Origin of the sequence: Streptomyces sp. NPDC052016 (assembly GCF_044548445.1) — a bacterium.
Lineage (GTDB): Bacteria > Actinomycetota > Actinomycetes > Streptomycetales > Streptomycetaceae > Streptomyces.
In genome coordinates this window covers 24088-45855 of sequence record NZ_JBIUBX010000029.1, presented here as the reverse complement: position 1 = coordinate 45855, position 21768 = coordinate 24088, and the positions used below count along the sequence as shown (strand labels likewise).

Annotated in this window: 17 protein-coding genes; 7 read left to right on the top strand and 10 right to left on the bottom strand. The window is 71.3% G+C overall.

Annotated elements, in window-relative coordinates:
* The first annotated feature begins 1252 nt into the window (after positions 1 to 1252).
* The 4 genes from ACIHAR_RS31295 (at position 1253) to ACIHAR_RS31280 (ending at position 6313) form a co-directional block, all read left to right on the top strand.
* Complete coding sequence (locus ACIHAR_RS31295) at positions 1253 to 2026, top strand: isoprenyl transferase (RefSeq protein ID WP_365461378.1); 774 nt, start codon at positions 1253 to 1255, stop codon at positions 2024 to 2026.
* Positions 2027 to 2336: 310 nt separating this feature from the next.
* The gene (locus tag ACIHAR_RS31290; RefSeq protein ID WP_365461380.1) at positions 2337 to 3662 is read left to right on the top strand and encodes a PhoH family protein; all 1326 of its coding nucleotides are present in this window, start codon (positions 2337 to 2339) and stop codon (positions 3660 to 3662) included.
* A gap of 450 nt (positions 3663 to 4112) precedes the next feature.
* Complete coding sequence (locus tag ACIHAR_RS31285) at positions 4113 to 4796, top strand: transglycosylase SLT domain-containing protein (protein WP_365461382.1); 684 nt, start codon at positions 4113 to 4115, stop codon at positions 4794 to 4796.
* 185 nt (positions 4797 to 4981) lie between these two features.
* The gene (locus ACIHAR_RS31280; RefSeq protein WP_365461384.1) at positions 4982 to 6313 is read left to right on the top strand and encodes an AI-2E family transporter; all 1332 of its coding nucleotides are present in this window, start codon (positions 4982 to 4984) and stop codon (positions 6311 to 6313) included.
* 65 nt (positions 6314 to 6378) lie between these two features.
* Here the strand turns inward: ACIHAR_RS31280 and ACIHAR_RS31275 are convergent, their stop codons facing one another.
* Positions 6379 to 6912 (bottom strand): alkyl hydroperoxide reductase, encoded by a 534-nt coding sequence (locus ACIHAR_RS31275; protein WP_365461386.1) that lies wholly within the window; start codon positions 6910 to 6912, stop codon positions 6379 to 6381.
* A 6-nt stretch (positions 6913 to 6918) separates the two neighbouring features.
* Positions 6919 to 7473, bottom strand: coding sequence for a peroxiredoxin (locus ACIHAR_RS31270; RefSeq protein ID WP_365461388.1), 555 nt, complete (start codon positions 7471 to 7473; stop codon positions 6919 to 6921).
* 148 nt (positions 7474 to 7621) lie between these two features.
* Here ACIHAR_RS31270 and ACIHAR_RS31265 point away from each other — a divergent pair, with 148 nt between their 5' ends.
* Together ACIHAR_RS31265 and ACIHAR_RS31260 are read left to right on the top strand one after the other, a co-directional pair.
* Complete coding sequence (locus ACIHAR_RS31265; RefSeq protein WP_400022778.1) at positions 7622 to 8587, top strand: LysR substrate-binding domain-containing protein; 966 nt, start codon at positions 7622 to 7624, stop codon at positions 8585 to 8587.
* A 345-nt stretch (positions 8588 to 8932) separates the two neighbouring features.
* Entirely contained in the window at positions 8933 to 9217 is a 285-nt protein-coding gene (locus tag ACIHAR_RS31260) for a hypothetical protein (protein ID WP_400022836.1), read from the top strand.
* 73 nt (positions 9218 to 9290) lie between these two features.
* Here ACIHAR_RS31260 and ACIHAR_RS31255 read toward each other — a convergent pair whose 3' ends face one another.
* The 5 genes from ACIHAR_RS31255 to ACIHAR_RS31235 all read right to left on the bottom strand — a co-directional run bounded on the left by ACIHAR_RS31255 (position 9291) and on the right by ACIHAR_RS31235 (position 14192).
* Positions 9291 to 11633 (bottom strand): ABC transporter permease, encoded by a 2343-nt coding sequence (locus ACIHAR_RS31255; protein ID WP_400022777.1) that lies wholly within the window; start codon positions 11631 to 11633, stop codon positions 9291 to 9293.
* The gene (locus ACIHAR_RS31250) at positions 11630 to 12319 is read right to left on the bottom strand and encodes an ABC transporter ATP-binding protein (RefSeq protein ID WP_365461396.1); all 690 of its coding nucleotides are present in this window, start codon (positions 12317 to 12319) and stop codon (positions 11630 to 11632) included. Before ACIHAR_RS31250 ends, ACIHAR_RS31255 begins: the two co-directional genes overlap by 4 nt.
* Entirely contained in the window at positions 12316 to 12840 is a 525-nt protein-coding gene (locus ACIHAR_RS31245; RefSeq protein WP_365461398.1) for a PadR family transcriptional regulator, read from the bottom strand. The genes ACIHAR_RS31250 and ACIHAR_RS31245 overlap by 4 nt, the downstream gene beginning before the upstream one ends.
* Positions 12841 to 12966: 126 nt before the next feature.
* Positions 12967 to 13224, bottom strand: coding sequence for a hypothetical protein (locus ACIHAR_RS31240; RefSeq protein WP_365461400.1), 258 nt, complete (start codon positions 13222 to 13224; stop codon positions 12967 to 12969).
* The gene (locus ACIHAR_RS31235) at positions 13221 to 14192 is read right to left on the bottom strand and encodes an SPFH domain-containing protein (RefSeq protein WP_400022776.1); all 972 of its coding nucleotides are present in this window, start codon (positions 14190 to 14192) and stop codon (positions 13221 to 13223) included. Before ACIHAR_RS31235 ends, ACIHAR_RS31240 begins: the two co-directional genes overlap by 4 nt.
* A gap of 273 nt (positions 14193 to 14465) precedes the next feature.
* On the opposite strand from ACIHAR_RS31235, the gene ACIHAR_RS31230 reads away from it, so the two are divergent.
* Entirely contained in the window at positions 14466 to 16886 is a 2421-nt protein-coding gene (locus tag ACIHAR_RS31230) for a transglycosylase domain-containing protein (protein ID WP_400022775.1), read from the top strand.
* 69 nt (positions 16887 to 16955) lie between these two features.
* Here ACIHAR_RS31230 and ACIHAR_RS31225 read toward each other — a convergent pair whose 3' ends face one another.
* From ACIHAR_RS31225 to ACIHAR_RS31215, 3 genes are all read right to left on the bottom strand, one after another.
* Positions 16956 to 19148, bottom strand: coding sequence for a SpoIIE family protein phosphatase (locus ACIHAR_RS31225; protein ID WP_400022774.1), 2193 nt, complete (start codon positions 19146 to 19148; stop codon positions 16956 to 16958).
* Positions 19149 to 19464: 316 nt separating this feature from the next.
* A complete protein-coding gene (locus tag ACIHAR_RS31220; RefSeq protein WP_365461406.1) occupies positions 19465 to 20157 on the bottom strand; it encodes a DUF402 domain-containing protein in 693 nt (230 codons plus the stop codon).
* Between the two features lie 71 nt (positions 20158 to 20228).
* A complete protein-coding gene (locus tag ACIHAR_RS31215; RefSeq protein ID WP_365461408.1) occupies positions 20229 to 21614 on the bottom strand; it encodes a class II fumarate hydratase in 1386 nt (461 codons plus the stop codon).
* Positions 21615 to 21768 lie beyond the last annotated feature (154 nt).

Here is a 21768-nt window from a genome sequence, read left to right as displayed (position 1 = left end):
TTCGCCCACCCGCAGGATCCGCTCGCCCAACTCCCGTTCCTGCCGCACCCCCAGTCGCCCGTTCGGCTCCACCGTGAACGAGGCACGACGGCGCCGGCGCCTCTTCCGGACCGCGCCGACCGCGCCGACCGCGCCGCCCGCGCCATCGGCACCGCCCGGCAACGTGGCGCTCGGCAGCGGCGGTTCACGAGCGGGAAGCACATGCACGGCCTGCCGCGCGGACCACGCCGACAGGCCGGCGACCGGCCCCCTCCCCGCAGTACAGCCCGCACCTCCACCCGCTCCTTCGCCCGCACCTCCACTCGTGTCACCCCTGCGGCGCGCCCCCCTACGACAGCTCCACCGCCGACAGCTCCAACCGCCGACGGCACCCCTGCGGCGCGCCCCGATCGACGACTCCCCCTCCGACGGCACCCGCGTGCGCCCGAGCATCACCGCGACACCATCGCGACCTCGCCGCGACACCACCTCCGCGGGTGTCTCCAGGGTGCCTTCAGGCCCCCGCGGCGGGATTGGCCATTAACTGCCGTCCGAGCCACCGCGCACTCACCTCCCACCGACCGATGGTCAGGGTCACACCACCGACGGTGGAGACGAAAGAGGACAAACCCTGTCCTCGGCGCGCATCTCCGGAACCCGGCATTCCCGACCACTCCGCGACAGAACGACCTTCACCTCCACGGGGTTTCCACATCGTTATCGCGAACGGCTCGCATCTGCCGCCCGCCTCACGTAAGTTCAAGGCCAGGCAATTCGCGCCAGCAAAGCTGCGCGGGCGTCACCGCGCAGTGGAGGGGGCTGCGCGGTGCCGTCCGCGTCAAGGCGGCGTACGCGCCGGGGGTAGCCCGTCGGGGGGACGGTCGCACGCACGCCCGGCAGAGGTGAAGTGGGATCAACGCCTCCACTTCATCGCCGTACGACTTGATTCGCCTGGGAATCCGCTGTCTTTCGGCCATGAATCACCGGAATCGCCGCCTCCGGCAGCCAGCGCGGCGTCGCCGGACGGTTTCGGAGAGTAATTGTGGCGCGCTGATGCACGCAGCATCCCTCACGAAGGGTTATGGTGGAAACCCCCCCTCGGGCCGGTCCGTCTCCCCCCCACGGACCGGCCCGTTTTTTCTGCGCACGCAACCCGCCGCGACCGCGCACCCGCTGACCCGCCCCGGCAACCCCCTGCCGGGCGACCCGCGCTCCGCGGGGGTAGGCTTCCGCCTCGCGGGGACCGCATCCGCACGGAGGGGCTGACAATCACGTGAACCTGCGCGACAAGCTGCGCGGCCTGTTGGTGAGGCTGTACGCACGCCGGGTGGAGGGCCACCTGGACCACGCCCAGGTGCCCAAGCACATCGGCGTCATCGTCGACGGCAACCGGCGCTGGGCGAAGGCCGCGGGTTCCACCACCGCCCAGGGGCACCGCGCCGGTGCGGACAAGATCGAGGAGTTCCTCGGCTGGTGCTCCGAGACGGACGTCGAGGTCGTCACCCTCTGGCTGTTCTCCACCGACAACTTCGGCAGGCCCCAGGAAGAGCTCCGCCCGCTCTTCGAGATCATCGAGGACACCGTCCGCTCCCTCGCCGCCGACGGCCGCTGGCGGGTGCACCACGTCGGCACGCTCGACATGCTGCCGCAGGGCATGCAGCGCACGATCAAGGAGGCGGAGGAGACCACCGCCGACATCGACGGGATACTGGTCAACGTCGCCATCGGCTACGGCGGCCGCCAGGAGATCGCCGACGCCGTGCGCTCGATGCTCCTCGACGCCGCCGACAAGGGCACCTCGCTGGAGCAGCTCGCCGAGGCCGTCGACATCGACATGATCGGACGCCACCTCTACACCGGCGCGCAGCCCGACCCCGACCTGGTGATCCGCACCAGCGGTGAGCAGCGGCTGTCCGGATTCATGCTGTGGCAGACGGCCCACGCGGAGTACTACTTCTGCGAGGTCTTCTGGCCGGCCTTCCGGAAGGTCGACTTCCTGCGCGCCCTGCGCGACTACGCGGCACGGCACCGCCGTTACGGCAGCTGACCGGCGGGCCGTGAAATCCCCACGGCCGGGACGGAAGTAACAGGGAGTTCACCGGCGCGCCGTCATGGGCGTCGGCATGGCGCCGCGTGTTCGAGGGCATAAGCCAAGCAGGTCGACGCCCGAACCACGGGTGTCGGATCTCAGCGGACGGCACGGGGCCGTCCGCCCGGGAGGCCCTTTGCACCAGCCTGATCGTGCGGTCAGCACGGACGCGGCGGAGGGCCGGTTTTCGGCCCGTGCAGGGCGGCCGATCTCCGGTCCAGCTCCACTCCGTCGCTCCCCGACCTCATCCGAGGGGGTACGTCCTTCCGTGGTGACCAGCACAAAGCGCCACAAGCCCGACCGGCGCACCTACGTTCTCGACACCAGCGTCCTTCTGGCCGACCCGAACGCCCTGACCCGCTTCGACGAGCACGAGGTCGTGCTCCCCATCGTCGTGGTCACCGAGCTGGAGGCCAAGCGGCACCATCCCGAACTCGGCTACTTCGCCCGGCAGGCCCTGCGCCTGCTCGACGACTACCGGGTGCGGTACGGACGCCTCGACGCCCCCCTCCCGATCGGGGAACTGGGCGGGACCATCCGTGTCGAGCTCAACCACTCGGATCCCAGCGTGCTGCCCACCGGCTACCGCCTGGGGGACAACGACTCACGCATCCTCGCGGTCGCCCGCAACCTGCAGGCCGAGGGGTACGACGTCACCGTCGTGTCGAAGGACCTCCCGCTCAGGATCAAGGCGTCCTCCGTCGGACTCCTCGCCGAGGAGTACCGCGCCGAGCTCGCCATCACGGACGCCTCCGGCTGGACCGGAATGTCCGAACTCACCCTGTCGGGCGAACAGGTGGACATCCTCTTCGAGGAAGGTCACGTGTACGTGCCGGAGGTCTCCGACCTTCCCGTGCACACCGGCCTGACCATCCAGTCCGAGCGCGGCAAGGCGCTGGGCCGGGTCACGCCCGAGGGCAATGTCCGTCTGGTGCGCGGCGACCGCGAGGCGTTCGGCATCAAGGGCCGCAGCGCCGAGCAGCGCATCGCGCTCGACCTGCTGCTCGACCCGGACGTCGGCATCGTGTCGATGGGCGGCCGGGCCGGCACCGGCAAGTCGGCGCTCGCGCTGTGCGCCGGCCTGGAGGCGGTCCTGGAGCGCCGCCAGCACCAGAAGGTGATGGTCTTCCGTCCGCTGTACGCGGTGGGCGGGCAGGAGCTGGGCTATCTGCCCGGCACCGAGGCCGAGAAGATGAGCCCCTGGGCGCAGGCGGTGTTCGACACGCTGTCCGCGGTCACCAGTCGCGAGGTCATCGAGGAGGTCACCGCCCGCGGGATGCTGGAGGTCCTCCCGCTCACCCACATCCGCGGCCGCTCCCTCCACGACGCGTTCGTGATCGTGGACGAGGCCCAGTCGCTGGAACGGAATGTGCTGCTGACGGTGCTGTCCCGCATCGGCGCGAATTCACGGGTCGTTCTGACCCATGACGTGGCGCAAAGGGACAATCTGCGCGTCGGTCGCTATGACGGTGTGGTCGCCGTCGTGGAGAAACTGAAGGGGCATCCGCTGTTCGCGCACGTCACCCTGAATCGGTCCGAGAGGTCCCAGATCGCGGCCCTTGTGACCGAAATGCTGGAGGACGGGCAGATCTGACCTTCCTGACCGTTTTCTCAGGCCCTGAACGGTAGTTGGCGCCGCCCGGCAAAGGCTGTGAGCCTAGTCGGGCGGCGCCTTCATATGTGGGCGAACGATGAAATCCCCAGGGGCAAACCGGATGTGAGCTTTCACACGCAACTCGGAATTGCCTTGCGGCGCAGGGTTACGGCAGAGTCTCACTCCTGTCAGGCCCCGCATACGACACACCTGTACCCCCTGGGGTGCTCCCACGCCCTCGAGGCAGTGGGAGAGGTACGGCACCACAGGGCGCAACCGTCAACTCCATACCGACCGTCGTATGCCGCCCGAGCACCACGCGGCGCTCCCCAGCGGGGAGTTGCCCACCGGGCCCGCGCCTCCCGTGACCCCGCAGTTGGGAGGCCAGTGCCAGGGGCACGATTGCGTCCGCCAGGGTCACCGAAGCGGGCGATGCTGGAAGGAAACCGTGTGAGCCGGATCTCGGTCCGGGGATTCGCAGTGGCCTCGGCCACCGCGGTCACCGCTGTCGGAAGCGTCGTCGGCGTTGCCTCGGGCAGCACCGCGCAGACCAACGACGCAGAAACGACGGCGAGCGACTCGACGCTCCTCGCGGACATACCCGTCGGCCAGCAGGCCCAGGTGCAGACCGCGTCCCTGACGCAGCAGGCCAGCGTCCAGGCGATCGCCGCGGACGAGAGCGCCAAGAAGGACGCCGAGGAAGCGGCCCGCAAGGCCGCCGCCAAGACCGCGATCGCGAAGAAGGAGGCCGCCGAGAAGGCGGCCGAGGAGGCCAAGGAACGCGCCGAGGCCAAGGCCGCGGCGAGCCGCAGCGTATCCGACTTCCCCGTCCAGAGCTCCTACACCATCGCGCAGATCAAGGCGATGGCGCAGCAGATGGTTCCCAGCGGCCAGTGGCAGTGCTTCAGCAACATCGTTGACCACGAGTCCGACTGGAACTACCGGGCCGTGAACCCCTCCTCCGGTGCCTACGGCCTCTTCCAGGCCCTGCCCGGCTCAAAGATGTCGTCCGTCGGCGCCGACTGGCAGACGAACCCGGCCACCCAGATCAAGTGGGGCCTCAACTACATGAACGACCGGTACGGCAGCCCCTGCGACGCCTGGTCCTTCTGGCAGGTCAACCACTGGTACTGAGCGCTCCGCCGGGCGCCCGGTGACACCCGGCCCGCCGAGACCGCCGGTGGGGCCCACGCCCGCGCCCGCTTGCTCAACCCCGCGCAGCCCCTCCCCGTCCTAGGGGGAGGGGCTTTCGCCCTGTACGGTCGGAGCCGACGACTCCAGGGGGAGTGGTGCGGAGAGACGGGGGAAGAGGACGGATCATGTCGCGAGTGCCAGGGTGGCTCGGCCGGCTCGGCGCCGGTCTGACCGAGATGGGTGAGCGGCTGGACAAGCGCCGTGCCGAGGCCCGGCGGGAGAGCGAGGAGGCCGACGGGCCCGGGTTCCCGCCGGACACCCCCGTGGTGCTCCCCGAGGAGCTGCCGCCCCCCGCCCCGCGCCCCGATCCCGCACAGGTCGTGCCGTGGGGGGTCCGGGTCGCGGCCGAGGCGGGCTGGCGGCTGCTGGTGCTCGCGGGGACCGTCTGGGTCCTCATGAAGGTGATCAGCGCCGTCCAACTCGTCGTCCTGGCCTTCGTGGTGGCGCTGCTGCTGACCGCCCTGCTGGAGCCCACCGTCGCCCGCCTCCGGCGCCGGGGCGTGCCCCGGGGGCTCGCGACCGCGCTGACGGCGATCCTCGGGTTCGTCGTCATCGGCCTGATGGGCTGGTTCGTGACCTGGCAGGTCATGGAGAACATCGACGACCTCTCCGACCAGGTCCAGGACGGCATCGACGACCTGCGCAACTGGCTGCTCAACAGCCCCTTCCACGTCACCGACAAGCAGATCAACGCCATCGCGAAGAACCTTCGGGAGGCGGTCGGCGCCAACACCGACGAGATCACCTCGGCGGGCCTGGAGGGCGTCACCGTCGTCGTCGAGGCCCTCACCGGCATCCTGCTGTCGTTCTTCGCGACGCTCTTCCTGCTCTACGACGGCAAGCGCATCTGGGAGTGGACCCTCAAGCTGGTGCCGGCCGCCGCCCGGCCGGGCGTGGCGGGCGCGGGGCCGCGGGCCTGGGCGACGCTCACGGCGTACGTGCGCGGCACCGTGGTGGTCGCGCTGATCGACGCGATCTTCATCGGGCTCGGCATCTACTTCCTCGACGTGCCGATGGCCGTCCCGCTCGCCGTCTTCATCTTCCTGTTCTCCTTCATCCCGCTGGTCGGCGCGGTCGCTTCTGGAGCGTTGGCCGTCGTGGTCGCGCTGGTGACGCAGGGGGTGTTCACCGCGGTGATGACCCTGGTGGTCGTGCTGGCCGTCCAGCAGATCGAGGGGCACATCCTCCAGCCGTTCATCCTGGGCCGCGCGGTGCGCGTCCACCCGCTCGCGGTGGTCCTCGCGGTCGCCTCCGGTGGCATGGTCGCCGGGATCGGCGGTGCGGTGGTGGCCGTACCGCTGGTGGCGGTGACGAACACGGTGGTGACCTATCTGCACGCGTACTCACGGGAGCCGGCGGCGCGGACCTCTCCGAGGCCGAGGGGCGCCACGGCGGTGGACGTGGCGCCGGTGAGCCCGCCCCCGGAGCCCCCGCCCCCGAACGCCCCGCCGTCGTAGCGGCGGGGCGCAGGAACGGCTGGGCCCCGTCCACCGGGAGGTGAACGGGGCCCGCGGTGTGTGGGTCACTCGGAGAGGACCGACTCCGCGTCGAGGGTCACGCCGACCGCCTGGATCACCGAGGCGATCTTGAACGCCTCCTGGATCACCTCGCGCTCGACGCCCGCCTTGCGCAGGACCTGCTCGTGCGAGTCGAGGCAGAGGCCGCAGCCGTTGATGGCGGAGACGGCGAAGGACCACAGCTCGAAGTCGACCTTGTCGACCCCGGGGTTGCCGATGACGTTCATCCGCAGGCCCGCACGCAGATTGCCGTACTCGTGGTCCGACAGCAGGTGGCGGGTGCGGTAGAAGACGTTGTTCATCGCCATCACCGCGGCGGCGGCCTTCGCGGCCGTGTACGCCTCCGGCGAGAGGTTCGCCTCGGCCTCCGGCGCCAGCTCGCGCAGGACGACGGGGGAGCGGGAGGCGATCGCGGTCGCCAGCACGGTGCCCCACAGCTGCTGCGCGGGAAGGTCGGAGTTGCCGATGACCGAGCCCAGGTTGAGCTTCAGGTCCTTGGCGTAGTCCGGTATCGCGGACTTCAGGGTGTCGAGGGACATGTCAGCTCACTCCCCGGCCAGCAGCGCGACCGGGTCGAGGGTGTCCTCGCCCTTGGTCCAGTTGCAGGGGCACAGCTCGTCGGTCTGCAGGGCGTCCAGAACCCGCAGGACCTCCTTGGGGTTACGGCCGACGGAGCCCGCGGTGACCATCGTGAACTGGATCTCACGGTTCGGGTCCACGACGAAGACGGCGCGCTGCGCGAAGCCGTCCTCGCCCTCGATGCCGAGGTCGCGCATCAGCTCGTGCTTGGAGTCGGCCATCATCGGGAACGGCAGGTCCGTCAGGTCCGGGTGGTCCTTGCGCCAGGCGTGGTGGACGAACTCGGAGTCGCCGGAGAATCCGAGGATCTGCGCGTCGCGGTCGGCGAACTCGTCGTTCAGCTTCCCGAAGGCGGCGATCTCGGTCGGGCACACGAAGGTGAAGTCCTTCGGCCACGCGAAGACCACGAGCCACTTGCCCTCGTAGGACTTGTGGTGGATCTGCTCGAACTCCTTGCCCTTCTCCAGCGAGACGCAGGCGGTCAGTTCGAACTCGGGGAACTTGTCACCAACAGTGAGCACACGCTCTCCTTGCAGCGAAGAAGCGTCCGGATCGCGGACGCTTCCCATGGGTCGGACGAGATCGATCGTGGCACACGGTGCATTGATCGCGGAAATGGCTACACTCGATAGGGTTGATCGGAGGCAGCTATCAGTGACCGTGAGTAATGTGGGGGCCAAGAGGAGGCAGCCCAGTCTGGCCCAGTTGCGGGCCTTCGCGGCCGTCGCCGAGCACCTGCACTTCCGGGACGCGGCCGCCGCCATCGGCATGAGTCAGCCCGCCCTGTCCGGCGCCGTCTCCGCGCTGGAGGAGACGCTCGGCGTGACCCTTCTCGAGCGTACGACCCGCAAGGTGCTGCTCTCCCCGGCCGGCGAGCGGCTCGCCGTACGGGCCAAGGCGGTGCTGGCCGAGGTCGGGGCGCTGATGGAGGAGGCCGACGCGGTGCGGGCGCCCTTCACCGGCATACTGCGCCTCGGGGTCATCCCCACGGTCGCGCCCTACCTGCTCCCCACCGTTCTGCGGCTGGTCCACGACCGCTACCCGCACCTCGACCTCCAGGTCCACGAGGAGCAGACCGCCAACCTCGTCGACGGCCTGGCCGGCGGCCGGCTCGACCTGCTGCTGCTCGCCGTCCCGCTCGGCATGCCCGGGGTCGTCGAACTTCCCCTGTTCGACGAGGACTTCGTGCTCGTCACCCCCCTCGACCACGGGCTCGGCGGCCGGGAGGGCATCCCGCGCGAGGCCCTCAAGGAGCTCAACCTGCTGCTCCTGGACGAGGGGCACTGCCTGCGCGACCAGGCCCTGGACATCTGCCGGGAGGCCGGACGCGAGGACGCCCCCGTGACCACGACCGCCGCCGGGCTGTCCACGCTGGTCCAGCTCGTCGCGGGCGGGCTCGGCTGCACCCTGCTGCCGCGCACCGCCGTGACCGTCGAGACCAGCCGCAGCACCCAGCTGCTCACCGGCTCCTTCGCCGACCCCGCCCCCTCCCGCCGCGTCGCCCTCGTCATGCGCGCGGGAGCCGCGCGCGGAGCCGAGTACGAGGAGCTGGCGGCCGCCCTGCGGGAGGCGCTGCGACCGCTGCCGGTGCGGGTGCTCGGGGCGACGACCGATGACCGGCATGCGGTCGAATGAGCGCCGAGCAAAACGAATGGAGCCGCCCGCGGGAGCAACTTCCGTCGGCTGAGGGCAGCTAGGGAACCCCCTCCTGGGAAATGCGCGCCGGCTGCACCTTCCCTCCTCAGCGCTACGCGTCAGGCGTCTGTGCGACAGGCCAAGGGGCGTGATGTCGGGCTACGAGCTGCCGGCACGCGACCTGGCCGTGTGCGGGCGTGACGGCTGCACCGGGGAGGTGCGGGTGTCCGGCTCGCCCGGCGGCACCGTCCACCTGCGCGGCGGGCTGGTCGTCGCCGTCGAGTCGCCGGGCGCGCCCGGGCCGAAGGCCCTGATGCTGCGCTCCGGGCGGATCGGCGGAGAGGAGTGCGCCGCACTGGTGCGCGAGTCCGGCGGGGCGCGCCGGCCGCCGGGCTCGTCGCGCACGGCTGCACGGGAGCCGCCCAGCTCCGGGTCGTCTGCGCGACGGCCCTGAAGGACGCCGCGTTCGCGGTCGTCGCGGGCGGCGTCGACGACTGCGAACGCGGTCCGGCCACCGAGCCTCCGCCCGGAGCGGTCACCGTGGGGAAGCCGCCCACCCGCCGCAAGTCGGTGAACGTGGGGATGCTGTTCGCGCAGGTGCGGAGGGTGGTGAAGGAGTACCGGCTGTGAGCGGCCTTTCCGGGCGCGCCGAGGGCCCCTCACCGGTTCACGTCCGGGAGGGGCCCTCCGCCCTGCGGGGCGGCTACTCGGTACGCAGCCCCTCCGGGCGCATCAGCCGCACCAGCGGCGGCAGGCTCAGCAGCGTGACCAGCAGGACGACCGCCGCACCGATGCCGGTCATGGACAGGACACTCGCCCAGTCCGCACTCACCGGTGTGCCGGTCATCTTCAGCAGGATCGCGCCCAGGACGAGGCCCACCGCGGCGGCCAGGAACAGGCCCAGCGCGATCGGGATCGCCGTCTGCCACAGCACCGACAGGGCCAGCGTGCGGCGCCGGGTGCCGAAGGCGACCAGCGACGACAGCAGCTTGCGGCGTTCGCGCAGCTGCTCGAGCTGGGACACCAGAAGGCTCGCACCGATCAGCGCCAGGACGCAGACGGCGCCCACGAGCAGACCGGTGCGGACGGATTCGAACCTGTTCGACGTCCGGGTGGCCGACCAGGTCGCCGTGTAGGCCAGCGGGCCCACCGACGCGGTGGTGTTGCGGGTGTACTCGTAGGCGTCGGGCACGGACTCGTCGATGGAGAGGTACACCTGGCCGCTGACCGACTTCCTGAGGTTCTCGGGCAGCGCGGCCGGTGTCATCAGGAAGCCGCCGCGCCGGGTGCCGGTCGGGTCCTTGATCGAGCGGGCCTCGATGACGCCGGCCGGGACCGTCCAGGTGGCCTCCGTGCTGACCCCGGACGCCGACGACTCGATGTACAGCTTCTTGCCGGGCTTGTTCAGCTTCGGTCCGTCGGCGGAGAACTGGTCGCCGTCGAGGACGAACACGTCGCCGTCCGCGCAGGAAGGCAGCTCGGCCACCTCGCGCAGGGCCGCGCAGTCCGCGACGGTCAGCTCGGCGGCGAGGGCCGGGCCGTTCTCGGTCTTCCAGGAGCTGTCGCCGAAGTAGCCCTCCCACAGGGCCGTGACCTTACGTACGCCCTTGGTGTCGGCGAACTTCTGCGCGGTCGCCGCCAGCGGGGTGCCGTCCGGCACGCGCACCGACATCTGCGCCCGGTTGAGGTCCAGCTTCGTGTCCTCGGTGTACTGGTTGTCGACCCCGGCGAACAGCATCTGCAGCGCGATCGCACCGGCCACCGCCACCGCGATGCCGTTGACCATCCGGGCGGCCGTACCGCTGCTCAGCTGGAGGCGCCGTACGGCGAGCTGCCAGGCGACCCCGCCCGAGCCGAGCCGGGCGACGACCGTCTCCACCAGCCACGGCAGCAGCGCGGTGACACCGACGAGCACCAGCAGGACACCACCGACCACCAGGTACTGGTTGAAGTCGCCGTTCTCGCGGCCCTGTCCCACCATCGGGTAGAGCATGGCGAGACCGGCCACCGGCAGCAGCAGCCGCCACCACAGCCGGCGCCGCGAGGGCTTCGCGGCGCGCACTACGCCGAGCGGCTCGATCACCACACCGCGCAGCGCGAGGAGGGTGACCAGCACGGCGGCCGTCGGGACCGCCACCGCGACCAGCGCGGCCAGGACGGGGGAGGGATCGAGGTAGCTGGGCCAGACGCTCTCCCCCAGGACCTCGACCGATCCCGCCAACTGGCGCCCCATCAGGAAGAACCCGGTGCCGAGAACCAGGCCGAGCAGCGAGCCGGCCATCGCCTCTCCCGCCGCGATCCGCCGGGCCATCCGGCCGTCGGCGCCCACCAGGCGCAGGGCCGCGAGCCGGCGGTCGCGCCGCTCGCCGCCGAACCGCACGGCCGCCGCGATGAACACCGCGACCGGCATCAGCAGCACCACGATCACGACGATGTTCAGCAGGATCAGCACCGGGTCGGGCTCCTCCGGCGCCGGGTCCGTCTCCCCGAACCGCTCGAGGCGGTACACGTCGCCGTCCCCGATGTGCCGGGCCAGCCCGGAACCGCCCGCGTAGTAGGCGAGTTCCTGGGACCCGATGAGCCCGGTCTCCCCGACGGTGCCGGTGATCCGGTAGGGCAGCCGCTCGCGCAGCAGCTTCCCCGAGTCGGAGGCGAGCAGTTCCTTCAGCGCGGGCGAGACCACCATCTCGCCGTCGGCCGGGAACGCGCCCAGCCCCGGCGGAAGCGGGGCGCGCGGCCCTTCCGGCTCCAGCAGGCGGCCGCGCACCCGCTTGTCGCGGAAGTCGGTGTCGACGTGGGCGACCACCACGGTGTCGTCGGCCTTGGGTGGCGTCTCGGCGCTGAACGCGTAGTCCAGGCGGGCCTCTTCGCGGTCGTGCCGCACCGCGAGCGCGTTCGGCAGGGCGGTCGACAGCAGCAGCAGCGCCACGCCGAGCCCCACGCCGACGGCCGTCAGGACCGCCCGGACCCAGCCCTCCCGCCCGCCGGCGAAGGCGAACCGGACCCCCAGGGCCAGGTCCCTGGACCACTGACGGAGCAGGTTCATACGACCCGCTCCATGTCCCGGGACTTCCCGTCCCGTACGACGATCTCGCGGTCGGAGTAGGCGGCCACCCGCGCCTCGTGCGTGACGAGGACCACGGCCGCGTTGGCGGACCGGGCGGCCTCGGTGAGCAGTTCCATCACGCGCTCGCCGTTGAGCGAGTCCAGCGCGCCGGTGGGCTCGTCGGCGAACACCACCCGCGGGCCGGTGACCAGCGAACGCGCCACGGCCACCCGCTGCCCCTGCCCGCCGGAGACCTCACCGGGCCGTTTCCCGCGCAGGTCGTCGACCTCCAGCCGCTCCATCCAGGCCAGCGCGGTGCGCTCGGCCTGCTTGCGCGGGGTGCCGTTCAGCCGCAGCGGCAGCGCCACGTTCTCCACGCAGGTCAGTTCCGGTACGAGCTGCCCGAACTGGAACACGAACCCGAACTCCGAGCGCCGGAGCGCGCTGCGCCGGGCGTCGCTCATCGTGGCGAGCTCCCGCCCGTCGTAGAGGATCGAGCCCGAGTCGGGCGTCACGATCCCCGCGAGACAGTGCAGCAGGGTGGACTTGCCGGATCCGGAGGGTCCCATCACGGCGACGACCTCGCCGGGGTGGATGGAGAAATCAGCGCCGTCCAGCGCCATCGTCGGCCCGTACGCCTTGCGCAGGTTCTCGGCGGCGAGCAGCGAGCCCGCGGGAGCGTTCACGCGGTCACCGCCTCACGCAGCCTGTCGAGGCGCGCGGTGGTCAGCTCCAGCCAGCGCAGGTCGGCCTCGAGGTGGAACAGGGCGTGGTCGCAGATCAGCTGGTCGGCGAGGTCGCCCTTGCGCTTGCGGTCGGTCAGGATGCGCATGCTGCGCAGGTGCTCGGCGCGCTGCGTGTCGAGGATGTCGGCCGCGTCGCGGTGGGTGAGCAGCGCCAGGACGACCTTGGTGTAGAGCGTGGACTGCAGATACGGCTCGGGCGTCTCGGGGGTGGCGAGCCAGCGGGCGACGTCGGTGATCCCGGCGTCGGTGATGGCGTACCGCTTCCGCTCCGGGCCGCCGCCCGCCTCGATGCCGTCGACCTCGACGAGTCCGTTCTTCAGCAGCCGGGACATCGTCGAGTAGACCTGGCCGTAGTGCAGTGGCCGGTCGTGTCCGAACTTCTCGTCGAAGGCCCGCTTCAGGTCGTAGCCGTGGCGGGGCCCGGACTCCAGGAGCCCCAGGAGGGTGTGAGGGATCGACATGGAAGGGACTCTACACATGGTGTATACGCCGTGTGTATACGCGGAGTGCGGAGGTGGTGGCGGGGTGTGGGGCGGCGCAGGTGGGGGCCTTTTGTCACAGCTCTGCTACAGCGCCGGACGCCGTCCTCAGGACGACGGGGGCTTGGGGGCCGCGCCTCCCGGAGGGCGGCCGCGGCGGGGGAGCGGGCCGGTGCCGCCGGGAAGCCGCCCGGCGTCCTGGAGCGCCTTCCGCAGCAGGAACTCGATCTGCGCGTTCGCCGACCGCAGCTCGTCCGAGGCCCACCGGGCCAACGCGTCGTAGACCAGCGGATCCAGCCGCAGCAGCACCTGCTTGCGCTGCTGCGGCCGACGCTGGGGGGCGCCGCCCCCTTCGGGAACCGTCACTGGTAGAGGGTTCCGGTGTTGAGCACCGGCTGGGGAGCCCGGTCCCCGCACAGCACCACCATCAGGTTGGACACCATCGCCGCCTTCCGCTCTTCGTCCAGTTCCACGATGTCCTGCTCGGCTATCCGGCTGAGGGCCGCCTCCACCATGCCGACCGCGCCGTCCACGATCTCCCGCCGCGCCGCGACCACCGCGCCGGCCTGCTGCCTCTGGAGCATCGCGGAGGCGATCTCCGGAGCGTAGGCGAGGTGCGTGAAGCGGGACTCGATGATCTGCACGCCGGCCGCCTCCACGCGTGCGTGCAGTTCGGCGGCGAGCTTCTCGGTGATCTCCTCGGCGTTGCCGCGCAGTGAGAGCCCGCCCTCGTCGTGGGAGTCGTAGGGGTACTCGATGGCGATGTGCCGCACGGCGGCCTCGGTCTGGGTGGAGACGAACTCGAAGTAGTCGTCCACCTCGAACGTGGCCTGGGCGGTGTCCCGCACCTTCCACACCACGACCGCGGCCAGCTCGATGGGGCTGCCGTAGGCGTCGTTGACCTTCAGGACCGCCGTCTCGTGGTTGCGGACGCGGGTGGAGATCTTCTCCCGGGAGGTGAAGGGGTTCACCCAGCGCAGGCCGTCCTCGCGGATGGTCCCCCGGTAGCGCCCGAAGAGCTGGACCACCCGGGCCTCGCCCGGCGCCACCGTGTTCAGGCCGCACATGGCGAGGAACGCGGCGAGGGCGACGAGGATGCCGACGGTGATCAGCGCGGCCTTGGCGGCGGTCGCGGCCACCGTCGCGCCGACCGCGACCAGGCCGGCGCCGGCCAGCAGCCCGATCAGGCCCAGCAGCAGCGCGAGTCCGCCGCCCACGCTGCGCGCGGGGAACTCCGTCACGCGCGGGGCCGGCATCTCGGGTACGTCCACGTCGATCGGGGCCTCGGAGGCGGCCGACGGGTGCTGTGGGGCGTGCGGGTCGTGCGTGGACACAGGGATCCCCCGTTTCTCGCGAGTGCTGCTTCGCGTTAGCTTCGATCTATCTAAGTGATATCACTTTATCGTCGGATGGCAACCCTCGGCGCCTCTCGAACGTCGATCTCGGTGGAACGGTGCGCCGGTTCCGCCGGGCGGGGTGCTGATTCTCACGCCCGCCCAGGGCCGGATCGATGCCCGTTCGTCACAGAGAGCGGTGTTAGCTTTCTGAGCTGACCTGCCCCCGGGCGCTGGTGTGACTGCCGAGTAGGAAGCGGAGCGAGCGGACTCATGGGACGAGCGGAAGAGAGACGAGCGCGACAGCGCGGTGGCCGCCGCGCCGCGCCCAAGAACCGCTCGTCGCGAGCGACGGGCCCCGCCTCGCGCAGCGAGTCCGTGGCGCCGGAGGAGGAGGCGACGACCCGCGCCGCGTCCGGCGGGCGCGCGGCGGCCCGCAGGAGCGCGAAGCAGGGCGGCAAGGGCGCCAAGGGTGAGAAGGGCCGCATACGCCGGCTCTTCACCTGGAAGAAGATGCTCGGCACCTTCCTCGGCATCTGTCTGCTCGGCATCGGCGCCTTCGTCGCGCTGTACCTGACGACGCCGATCCCCGACACGGCGAACGCGGACGCCCAACTCCAGAGCAACGTCTACAAGTACAGCGACGGCACGCTCCTGACCCGCGACGGCAAGCTCAACCGCGAGAACGTGGACCTGGCGGACGTCCCCAAGCCCGTCCAGCGCACCTTCGTCGCCGCCGAGAACAAGACCTTCTACAACGACGCCGGCGTCGACCTGAAGGGCACCGCGCGAGGCATGCTCAACACCCTCATGGGCAAGGGCGCCCAGGGCGGTTCGACGATCACCCAGCAGTACGTCAAGAACTACTACCTGACGCAGGAACAGACCGTCACGCGCAAGCTGAAGGAACTGGTCATCTCACTGAAGCTGGACCGGGAGAAGTCCAAGGACTACATCCTCGCCGGCTACATCAACACCAGTTACTACGGCCGCGGCGCCTACGGCATCCAGGCCGCCGCCCAGGCCTACTACCGCGTCGACGCCGACAAGCTGACCGTCGAGCAGGGCGCCTACCTCGCCGCGCTGCTCCAGGCCCCCAGCCAGTACGACTGGGCCGTCGCCTCCGACACGGGCAAGACGCTGGTCCAGCGCCGCTGGAACTACGTCCTGAACAACATGGTCGAGGAGGGCTGGCTCGACAAGGCGAAGCGGGACGCCATGAAGTTCCCGGTGCCCAAGGAGCCCAAGGCCGTCCCCGGTCAGGAGGGCCAGGTCGGCTACCTGATGAACGCGGCCAACAGCGAGCTGGAGCGGCAGCTGGTCGCCCAGGGCATCGCCGAGAGCGCCAAGGAGGCCGAGGCGATGGTCGGCGCCGGCGGCTGGAACATCACCCTCAACATAGAGAAGAAGAAGCAGAAGGCGCTGGAGCAGTCCGTCAAGGAGCAGCTCACCAGCAAGCTGGACAAGAAGAAGCGCTCGGTCGACGGCGACGTCCAGGCCGGCGCCGTCTCCGTGAACCCGAAGACGGGCGCGGTCGTGGCGATGTACGGCGGCGTGAACTACGTCGAGCACTACACGAACAACGCCACCCGCACCGACTACCAGCCCGCCTCCACCTTCAAGCCGGTGATCCTCGCCGCGGCCCTGGACCAGGGCGCCGAGACCCAGGACGGCGACGAGATCACCGCGAACACCCTCTACGACGGCACCAGCAAGCGTCCCGTCGTGGGCAGCGACATCGGCTTCGCCCCGGAGAACGAGGACGACGTCGACTACGGCGACGTCACCGTCCAGACGGCGATGAACAAGTCCATCAACTCCGTCTTCGCGCAGATGGGCGTCGACGTCGGCATGGACAAGGTGCTGAAGACCGCGAGCGACCTCGGCATGGACACCGAGGACCTGAAGGCGGTGCCCGCGCAGACCCTCGGCACCATGGGCGCCAGCCCCCTGCAGATGGCCGGTGTCTACGCCACCCTCGACAACCACGGCAAGAAGGTCACCCCGACCCTCATCAAGTCGGTGGAGAACAGCCGCCACGCGGTGAAGCCGGCCGAGCCCATCGGCGACCAGGTCATCAGCCGTGAGGCAGCCGACTCGGTGACCTCCGTGCTGACGGGCGTGGTCGACGACGGCACGGCCAAGAAGTCCGTGCGGGACAACCCCCTGCGCAAGGGCCAGAAGGTCGCCGGCAAGACGGGCACCTCCGACGACAACAAGTCGGCCTGGTTCACCGCCTACACCCCCGACCTGGTCACCTCGGTCGGCCTGTTCGGCGAGTCCGCCAAGGCCCCGCACCCCCAGGTCACGCTGACCGGCGCGACCACCGGCCTGACCGGCGACGCGGGCCGTGTCAACGGCGGTGGCTTCCCGGCGCAGATCTGGGCGGCGTACACCTTCGGCGTCTCCACCAAGGTCACCAAGTTCGACCTGGAGACCGACCAGGGCGCCGCGGTCCAGCCGAGCGTCACCCCCAGCGCCTCCCCGTCGCAGTCGCAGGAGCCGTCGGAGGAGCCCAGCACCGAGGCCCCGACGACCAGCGCGCCTCCGCGGACCCAGACGCCCTCCCAGGAGCCGACGACGCAGGAACCCTCCGAGCAGCCGACCACGGGGGAACCGTCGGAGGAGCCGACCACGGAGGATCCCTCCACGGAGGAGCCCGAGAACCCACTGGATCCGCAGTTGGGTCAATAGGCCCCCAGGCACGGAGAAAGGGCGCCCGGCGATCGCCGGGCGCCCTTCGTCCGCGCTCTCGCGGGAGCGTCAGCCCCGGTTCAGCTCGAACCAGACGACCTTCCCGGTGCTCAGCCGGGTCGCACCCCACCGCCGGGCCAGCCGGTTCACGAGGAACAGCCCCCGACCGCCCTCGTCCGTCGCCCGCGCCTGGCGCAGCCGCGGCAACTGCGGCACGTCGTCCCCGACCTCGCACCGCAGCACGTCGGTACGCAGCAGCCGCAGCGTCACCGGCCGGGAGGCGTACCGCACCGCGTTGGTGACCACCTCGCTCACCAGCAGCTCGACGGAGTCGGTCAGCTCCTCCATCCCCCAGCGGTCCAGCGCCCGCCGGGCCAGCCGCCGCGCCTTCCCCGGTGCGGCGTCCTCCGGCTCCAGGAACCAGTACGCCACGTCACTCGGCGCGATCCCGTCGAAGCGCGCGGCGAGCAGCGCGATGTCGTCGTCCCGGTCGCCCGGCCCGAGCATGTCGAGCACCTCGTCGCACAGCGCCTCCAGGGGCGGCGGATGGTCCGGCCCCGTCAGCTGCGCGGTCGCCGCGAGCTTCTCGCGAAGCTGCTCTATGCCGGTCGCCACGTCCCGCAGCCGGGACTCCACCAGGCCGTCGGTGTACAGCAGGAGGGTCGCCCCGGCGGGCGCGTCCAGCTCCACGGCCTCGAAGTCGACGCCGCCCACACCGATCGGCGCACCCGGCGGCACCCGCAGCACCTCGGCCCGGCCGCCCAGGTGCAGCAGCACGGGCGGCGGGTGGCCGGCGTTGGCGATGGTGATGCGGTGCGAGACGGGGTCGTAGACGGCGTACAGGCAGGTCGCCATGCGGTCGGTGCCCAGGCGCTGGGCCTGCTCGTCGAGGTGGTGCAGCACCTCCTGCGGCGGCAGGTCGAGCCCCGCGAGCGTCTGGGCGGTGGTCCGCAGCTGACCCATGATGGCGGCGCTGGTCATGGAGTGGCCCATGACGTCGCCCACCACCAGCGCCACCCGGCTGCCCGGCAGCGGGATGGCGTCGTACCAGTCGCCGCCGACCCGTGCCGTCTCCGCGGCGGGCAGGTAGCGGGAAGCCAGCCGTACGCCCGTGGGGCGGGGCAGCGTCTCCGGGAGCATGGTGCGCTGGAGTTCGTCGGCGATGTACGCCTCACGGTCGTACAGCACCGCCTTGTCGATGCCCAGGGCGCTGTGGGTGGCGAGCTGGGCGGCGACCAGCAGGTCGTCGTTCTCGAAGGGGATGCGGTCCGGGCGGCGGACGAAGACCGCGGCGCCGATCACCCGGCGCCGGCCGCGCAGCGGGGCCAGGATCGCCCGCTGGTCGTCGGGGACGATCAGCTGACTGTCCTCGCCGATGAGTTCGGGCAGCGCGGCGCGCGCCGCCGGGGTGTCCGCGAACACCGGACGCACCCCGCGCAGCACCTCCGCGAGCGCCCCGCCCGGCCGCACCTCGCACAGCTCCGCGACCGCGGCCGACAGTTCGGACACCTCCGGCGCCTCCTGCGGCGGCACGGACAGCAGCGCGAACCCGATCTCGGGGTCCCGCTCCTCCGGGATCCGGTCGGTGCGCCGCAGCCGCAGCACGACCCGGTCCGCCGCCGGCCGCTCGTCGCCGACCGGCAGCGGGTCGCGCAGGTAGACGAGGATCGCGTCGGAGAAGGTCGGCACGGTGGCCCGGCACAGCCCCATCACGATCTCGTCCAGGTCCAGGCCGCGGGCGATCCGCCGCGTCGCCGCGCCCACGAAGCGCAGCCGGTCCCCGTCCCGCCGCATCGGCGTGGGCCGGCCGGGCGCGGGCACCTGTCCGCTGCGGCGCTCCTGCCCGTCCGGACCGCGCTCGGGCCGTGCCTCGGCGCCCGGCTGGAGCGGGATGGACTCCGGCGCGGGACGCGGCCGGTGCTCCTCCACGCCCGGCTGTGCCCGTCCGGGAGGCGCCGCCATGGTCTCGTCGGCCGCGGGCTGCGCGTGCTCGGGACCGGACGCGGCCGGATCCTTTCCCATGCTGCCCTTGCCCCCCTTTTTCCCCTTGCCTCCCTTGACTCCGTTCCCGCCCTTCCCGTACGGCGCCGGGGAACCCGGTGAGGTCGTGCCCGGCATCCCGTCGGGGGTGCGGGCCTGAGCGGCGGGGGACGGTAAGGCGGTGGAGCCGGGTGCGGGCGCCTGGGAACGCAGGAGCGCCCCGCGGGGGTCCGTGGGGTCGACGCCCTGGGGGCGTTCGTAGGAGGTGGGCTGCTCCGTCACGCGAGTCGAATCCGTCCGTCCGGGGCTGCGCGCCGCGCGTGCAGTTGGTCCCGCAGAGAACCCGATACCCGGAATACGTGTCCCCGGAACGGATTTCCCGCGTGGTCAGAGGCTGTTCCTGTGCAACCGGTGCACCGGGCGCGGCCCTCGGGGCCGGCGTCGGCCCCACCGGTGTTGCCCTCGTACCCCTCGCTCACGTCCTGCCGCCCCTCGGTGACGTTGGGTCAGACCCGGTGCCTGCTCCGGGAGTTGTCGTCGCGTCCTGCCCTTGCGGAGGACGATCCTACGTTTGATGCCCGGGGGCGCAGCAAGGGTCTCATGTGGACAGGTGCGCGGGCATCCGGTCCCAGTCCTCCGGCAGCAACGGTACGGCCCAGGACGGATCCGGGCGCCAGTGCTGCCAGCCGTCGCCGAACGGCGGCCCCCAGGCTCGGATCACCTCCACCGCCGACCTGCCCGCCTCCCGGACCTGTTCGGCCACCGCCGCGTCCATCAGGCCGTCCTGCTGGGCCTGCGCGAACTCGTCCTCGTCCCGCCAGCCCCAGGTGCGGTCCGGGTACACGCAGATGTCCAGAAAGTGGTCCTCGGAGTCCACGCCGCCGTCCCAACGGGCCAACGGCGTCTCGAGGTTGACGTACCAGTTCTTGAACTGCCAGCCCGGCTCCCAGAACAGCCACACCGACCAGGGCTCGCCGGGCCGGGCCAGCTTCAGCACTCCCGTGCCGAACCAGCGGTCGACCACCACGCTGCGCGGCTTGGTGTACCGGGTGCGCAGCGGTTCCTGGTGCAGGGGCGTGCCGTCGGCGAGCACGGGTTTGACGCACTGGGTGCCGGGGGCCATCCACACGGCGAGCAGTTCCTCGTCGTCACGCACGACGGTGACGGGCCGGGCGATGTGGAAGCGCTCGCCGCCGTTCTCCCGGTACCGCCACAGGATCTGGTCCCCGGGCTCCCAGTGGACCGCCGCACCGCCCGTTCCCACGCGTCTCACCGCTCCACCGTCTGCCATGAACAGATATTAGGTGCCATGGGCATACGACGCTGCGGCGCGCGTCACGGTTCTCGCGCCGGGCGGAAAGGTCACGGGTGTGTCATCCGCAGGACGTCCAGCGCCTCGTCGAGCTGTTCGAGCGTCAGGTCCCCGCGCTCCACGTACCCCCCTTCGAGCACGGTCTGCCGGATGGTCTTCCGCTCGGCCAGCGCCTTCTTGGCGACCTTCGCGGCCTCCTCGTAGCCGATGTACTTGTTGAGCGGGGTGACCACCGACGGCGACGACTCGGCGTACTCGCGGGCCCGCTCGCGGTGGGCGACGATGCCGTCGACGGTCCGGTCGGCGAGCAGCCGCGACACGTTGGCGAGCAGCCGGATCGACTCCAGCACGTTCTTGGCGATGACCGGCAGCATCACGTTGAGCTCGAAGTTGCCGGCCGCTCCCGCCGCGGCGACGGTGGCGTCGTTCCCGGTGACCTGCGCGGCGACCATCAGCACGGCCTCCGGGATCACCGGGTTGACCTTGCCGGGCATGATCGAGGAGCCGGGCTGCAGGTCGGGGAGGCTGATCTCCGCGAGCCCGGTCCGGGGCCCCGACGCCATCCAGCGCAGATCGTTGGCGATCTTCGTCAGGCCCACGGCGACGGTCCTGAGCTGACCGCTCGTCTCCACGATGCCGTCGCGCGCGCCCTGCGCCTCGAAGTGGTCGCGCGCCTCGGTCAGCGGCAGGCCGGTGACGCGGGCGACCTCCTGGATGACGGCCGCGGAGAAGCCCGGGGGCGTGTTGATGCCGGTGCCGACGGCGGTGCCGCCCAGCGGCAGTTCGGCGAGCCGGGGGAGCGAGGACTTCAGCCGCTCGACGCCGTACCGCACCTGGGCGGCGTACCCGCCGAACTCCTGACCGAGCGTCACCGGCGTGGCGTCCATCAGATGCGTCCGCCCGGACTTCACGACGTCACCGAACTCCTCCGCCTTCCGTTCGAGGGCGGTGGCCAGGTGCTCCAGGGCCGGGATCAGGTCGCGGGTGACGGCGGCGGTGGCGGCGATGTGGATGGACGAGGGGAAGACGTCGTTGGAGGACTGCGAGGCATTGACGTGGTCGTTGGGGTGGACGTCCCGCCCGAGGCGTTCGCTCGCGAGGGTGGCGACGACCTCGTTGGTGTTCATGTTGGACGAGGTCCCGGACCCGGTCTGGAACACGTCCACCGGGAAGTGCTCGTCCCACCGTCCCTCGGCCACCTCGGCGGCCGCCTCCTGGATCGCCTCCGCGATCTCCTTGTCGAGCACCCCCAGTTCGGCGTTGACCTTCGCCGCCGCCCCCTTGATGCGTGCGAGCGCCTCGATGTGCGCCCGCTCGATGCGCTGCCCGGAGACGGGGAAGTTCTCCACCGCGCGCTGTGTCTGGGCCCGCCACTTCGCGTGCGCGGGGACGCGGACTTCGCCCATGGAGTCGTGTTCGATGCGGTAGTCGGTCATACCCGGTTCAGCGTGGGAGCGGGCGCGGTTGTTCCGGGAGTGGGCTGTCCGGGGGACTTCCCGCGACCGCCGCCCCCGCCCCGGGCCGGGGCCCTCAGGGGCGGGACGCCGAAAGGACGGCGGGGGCGAGGGAATTCCCCTCGCCCCCGCCGTA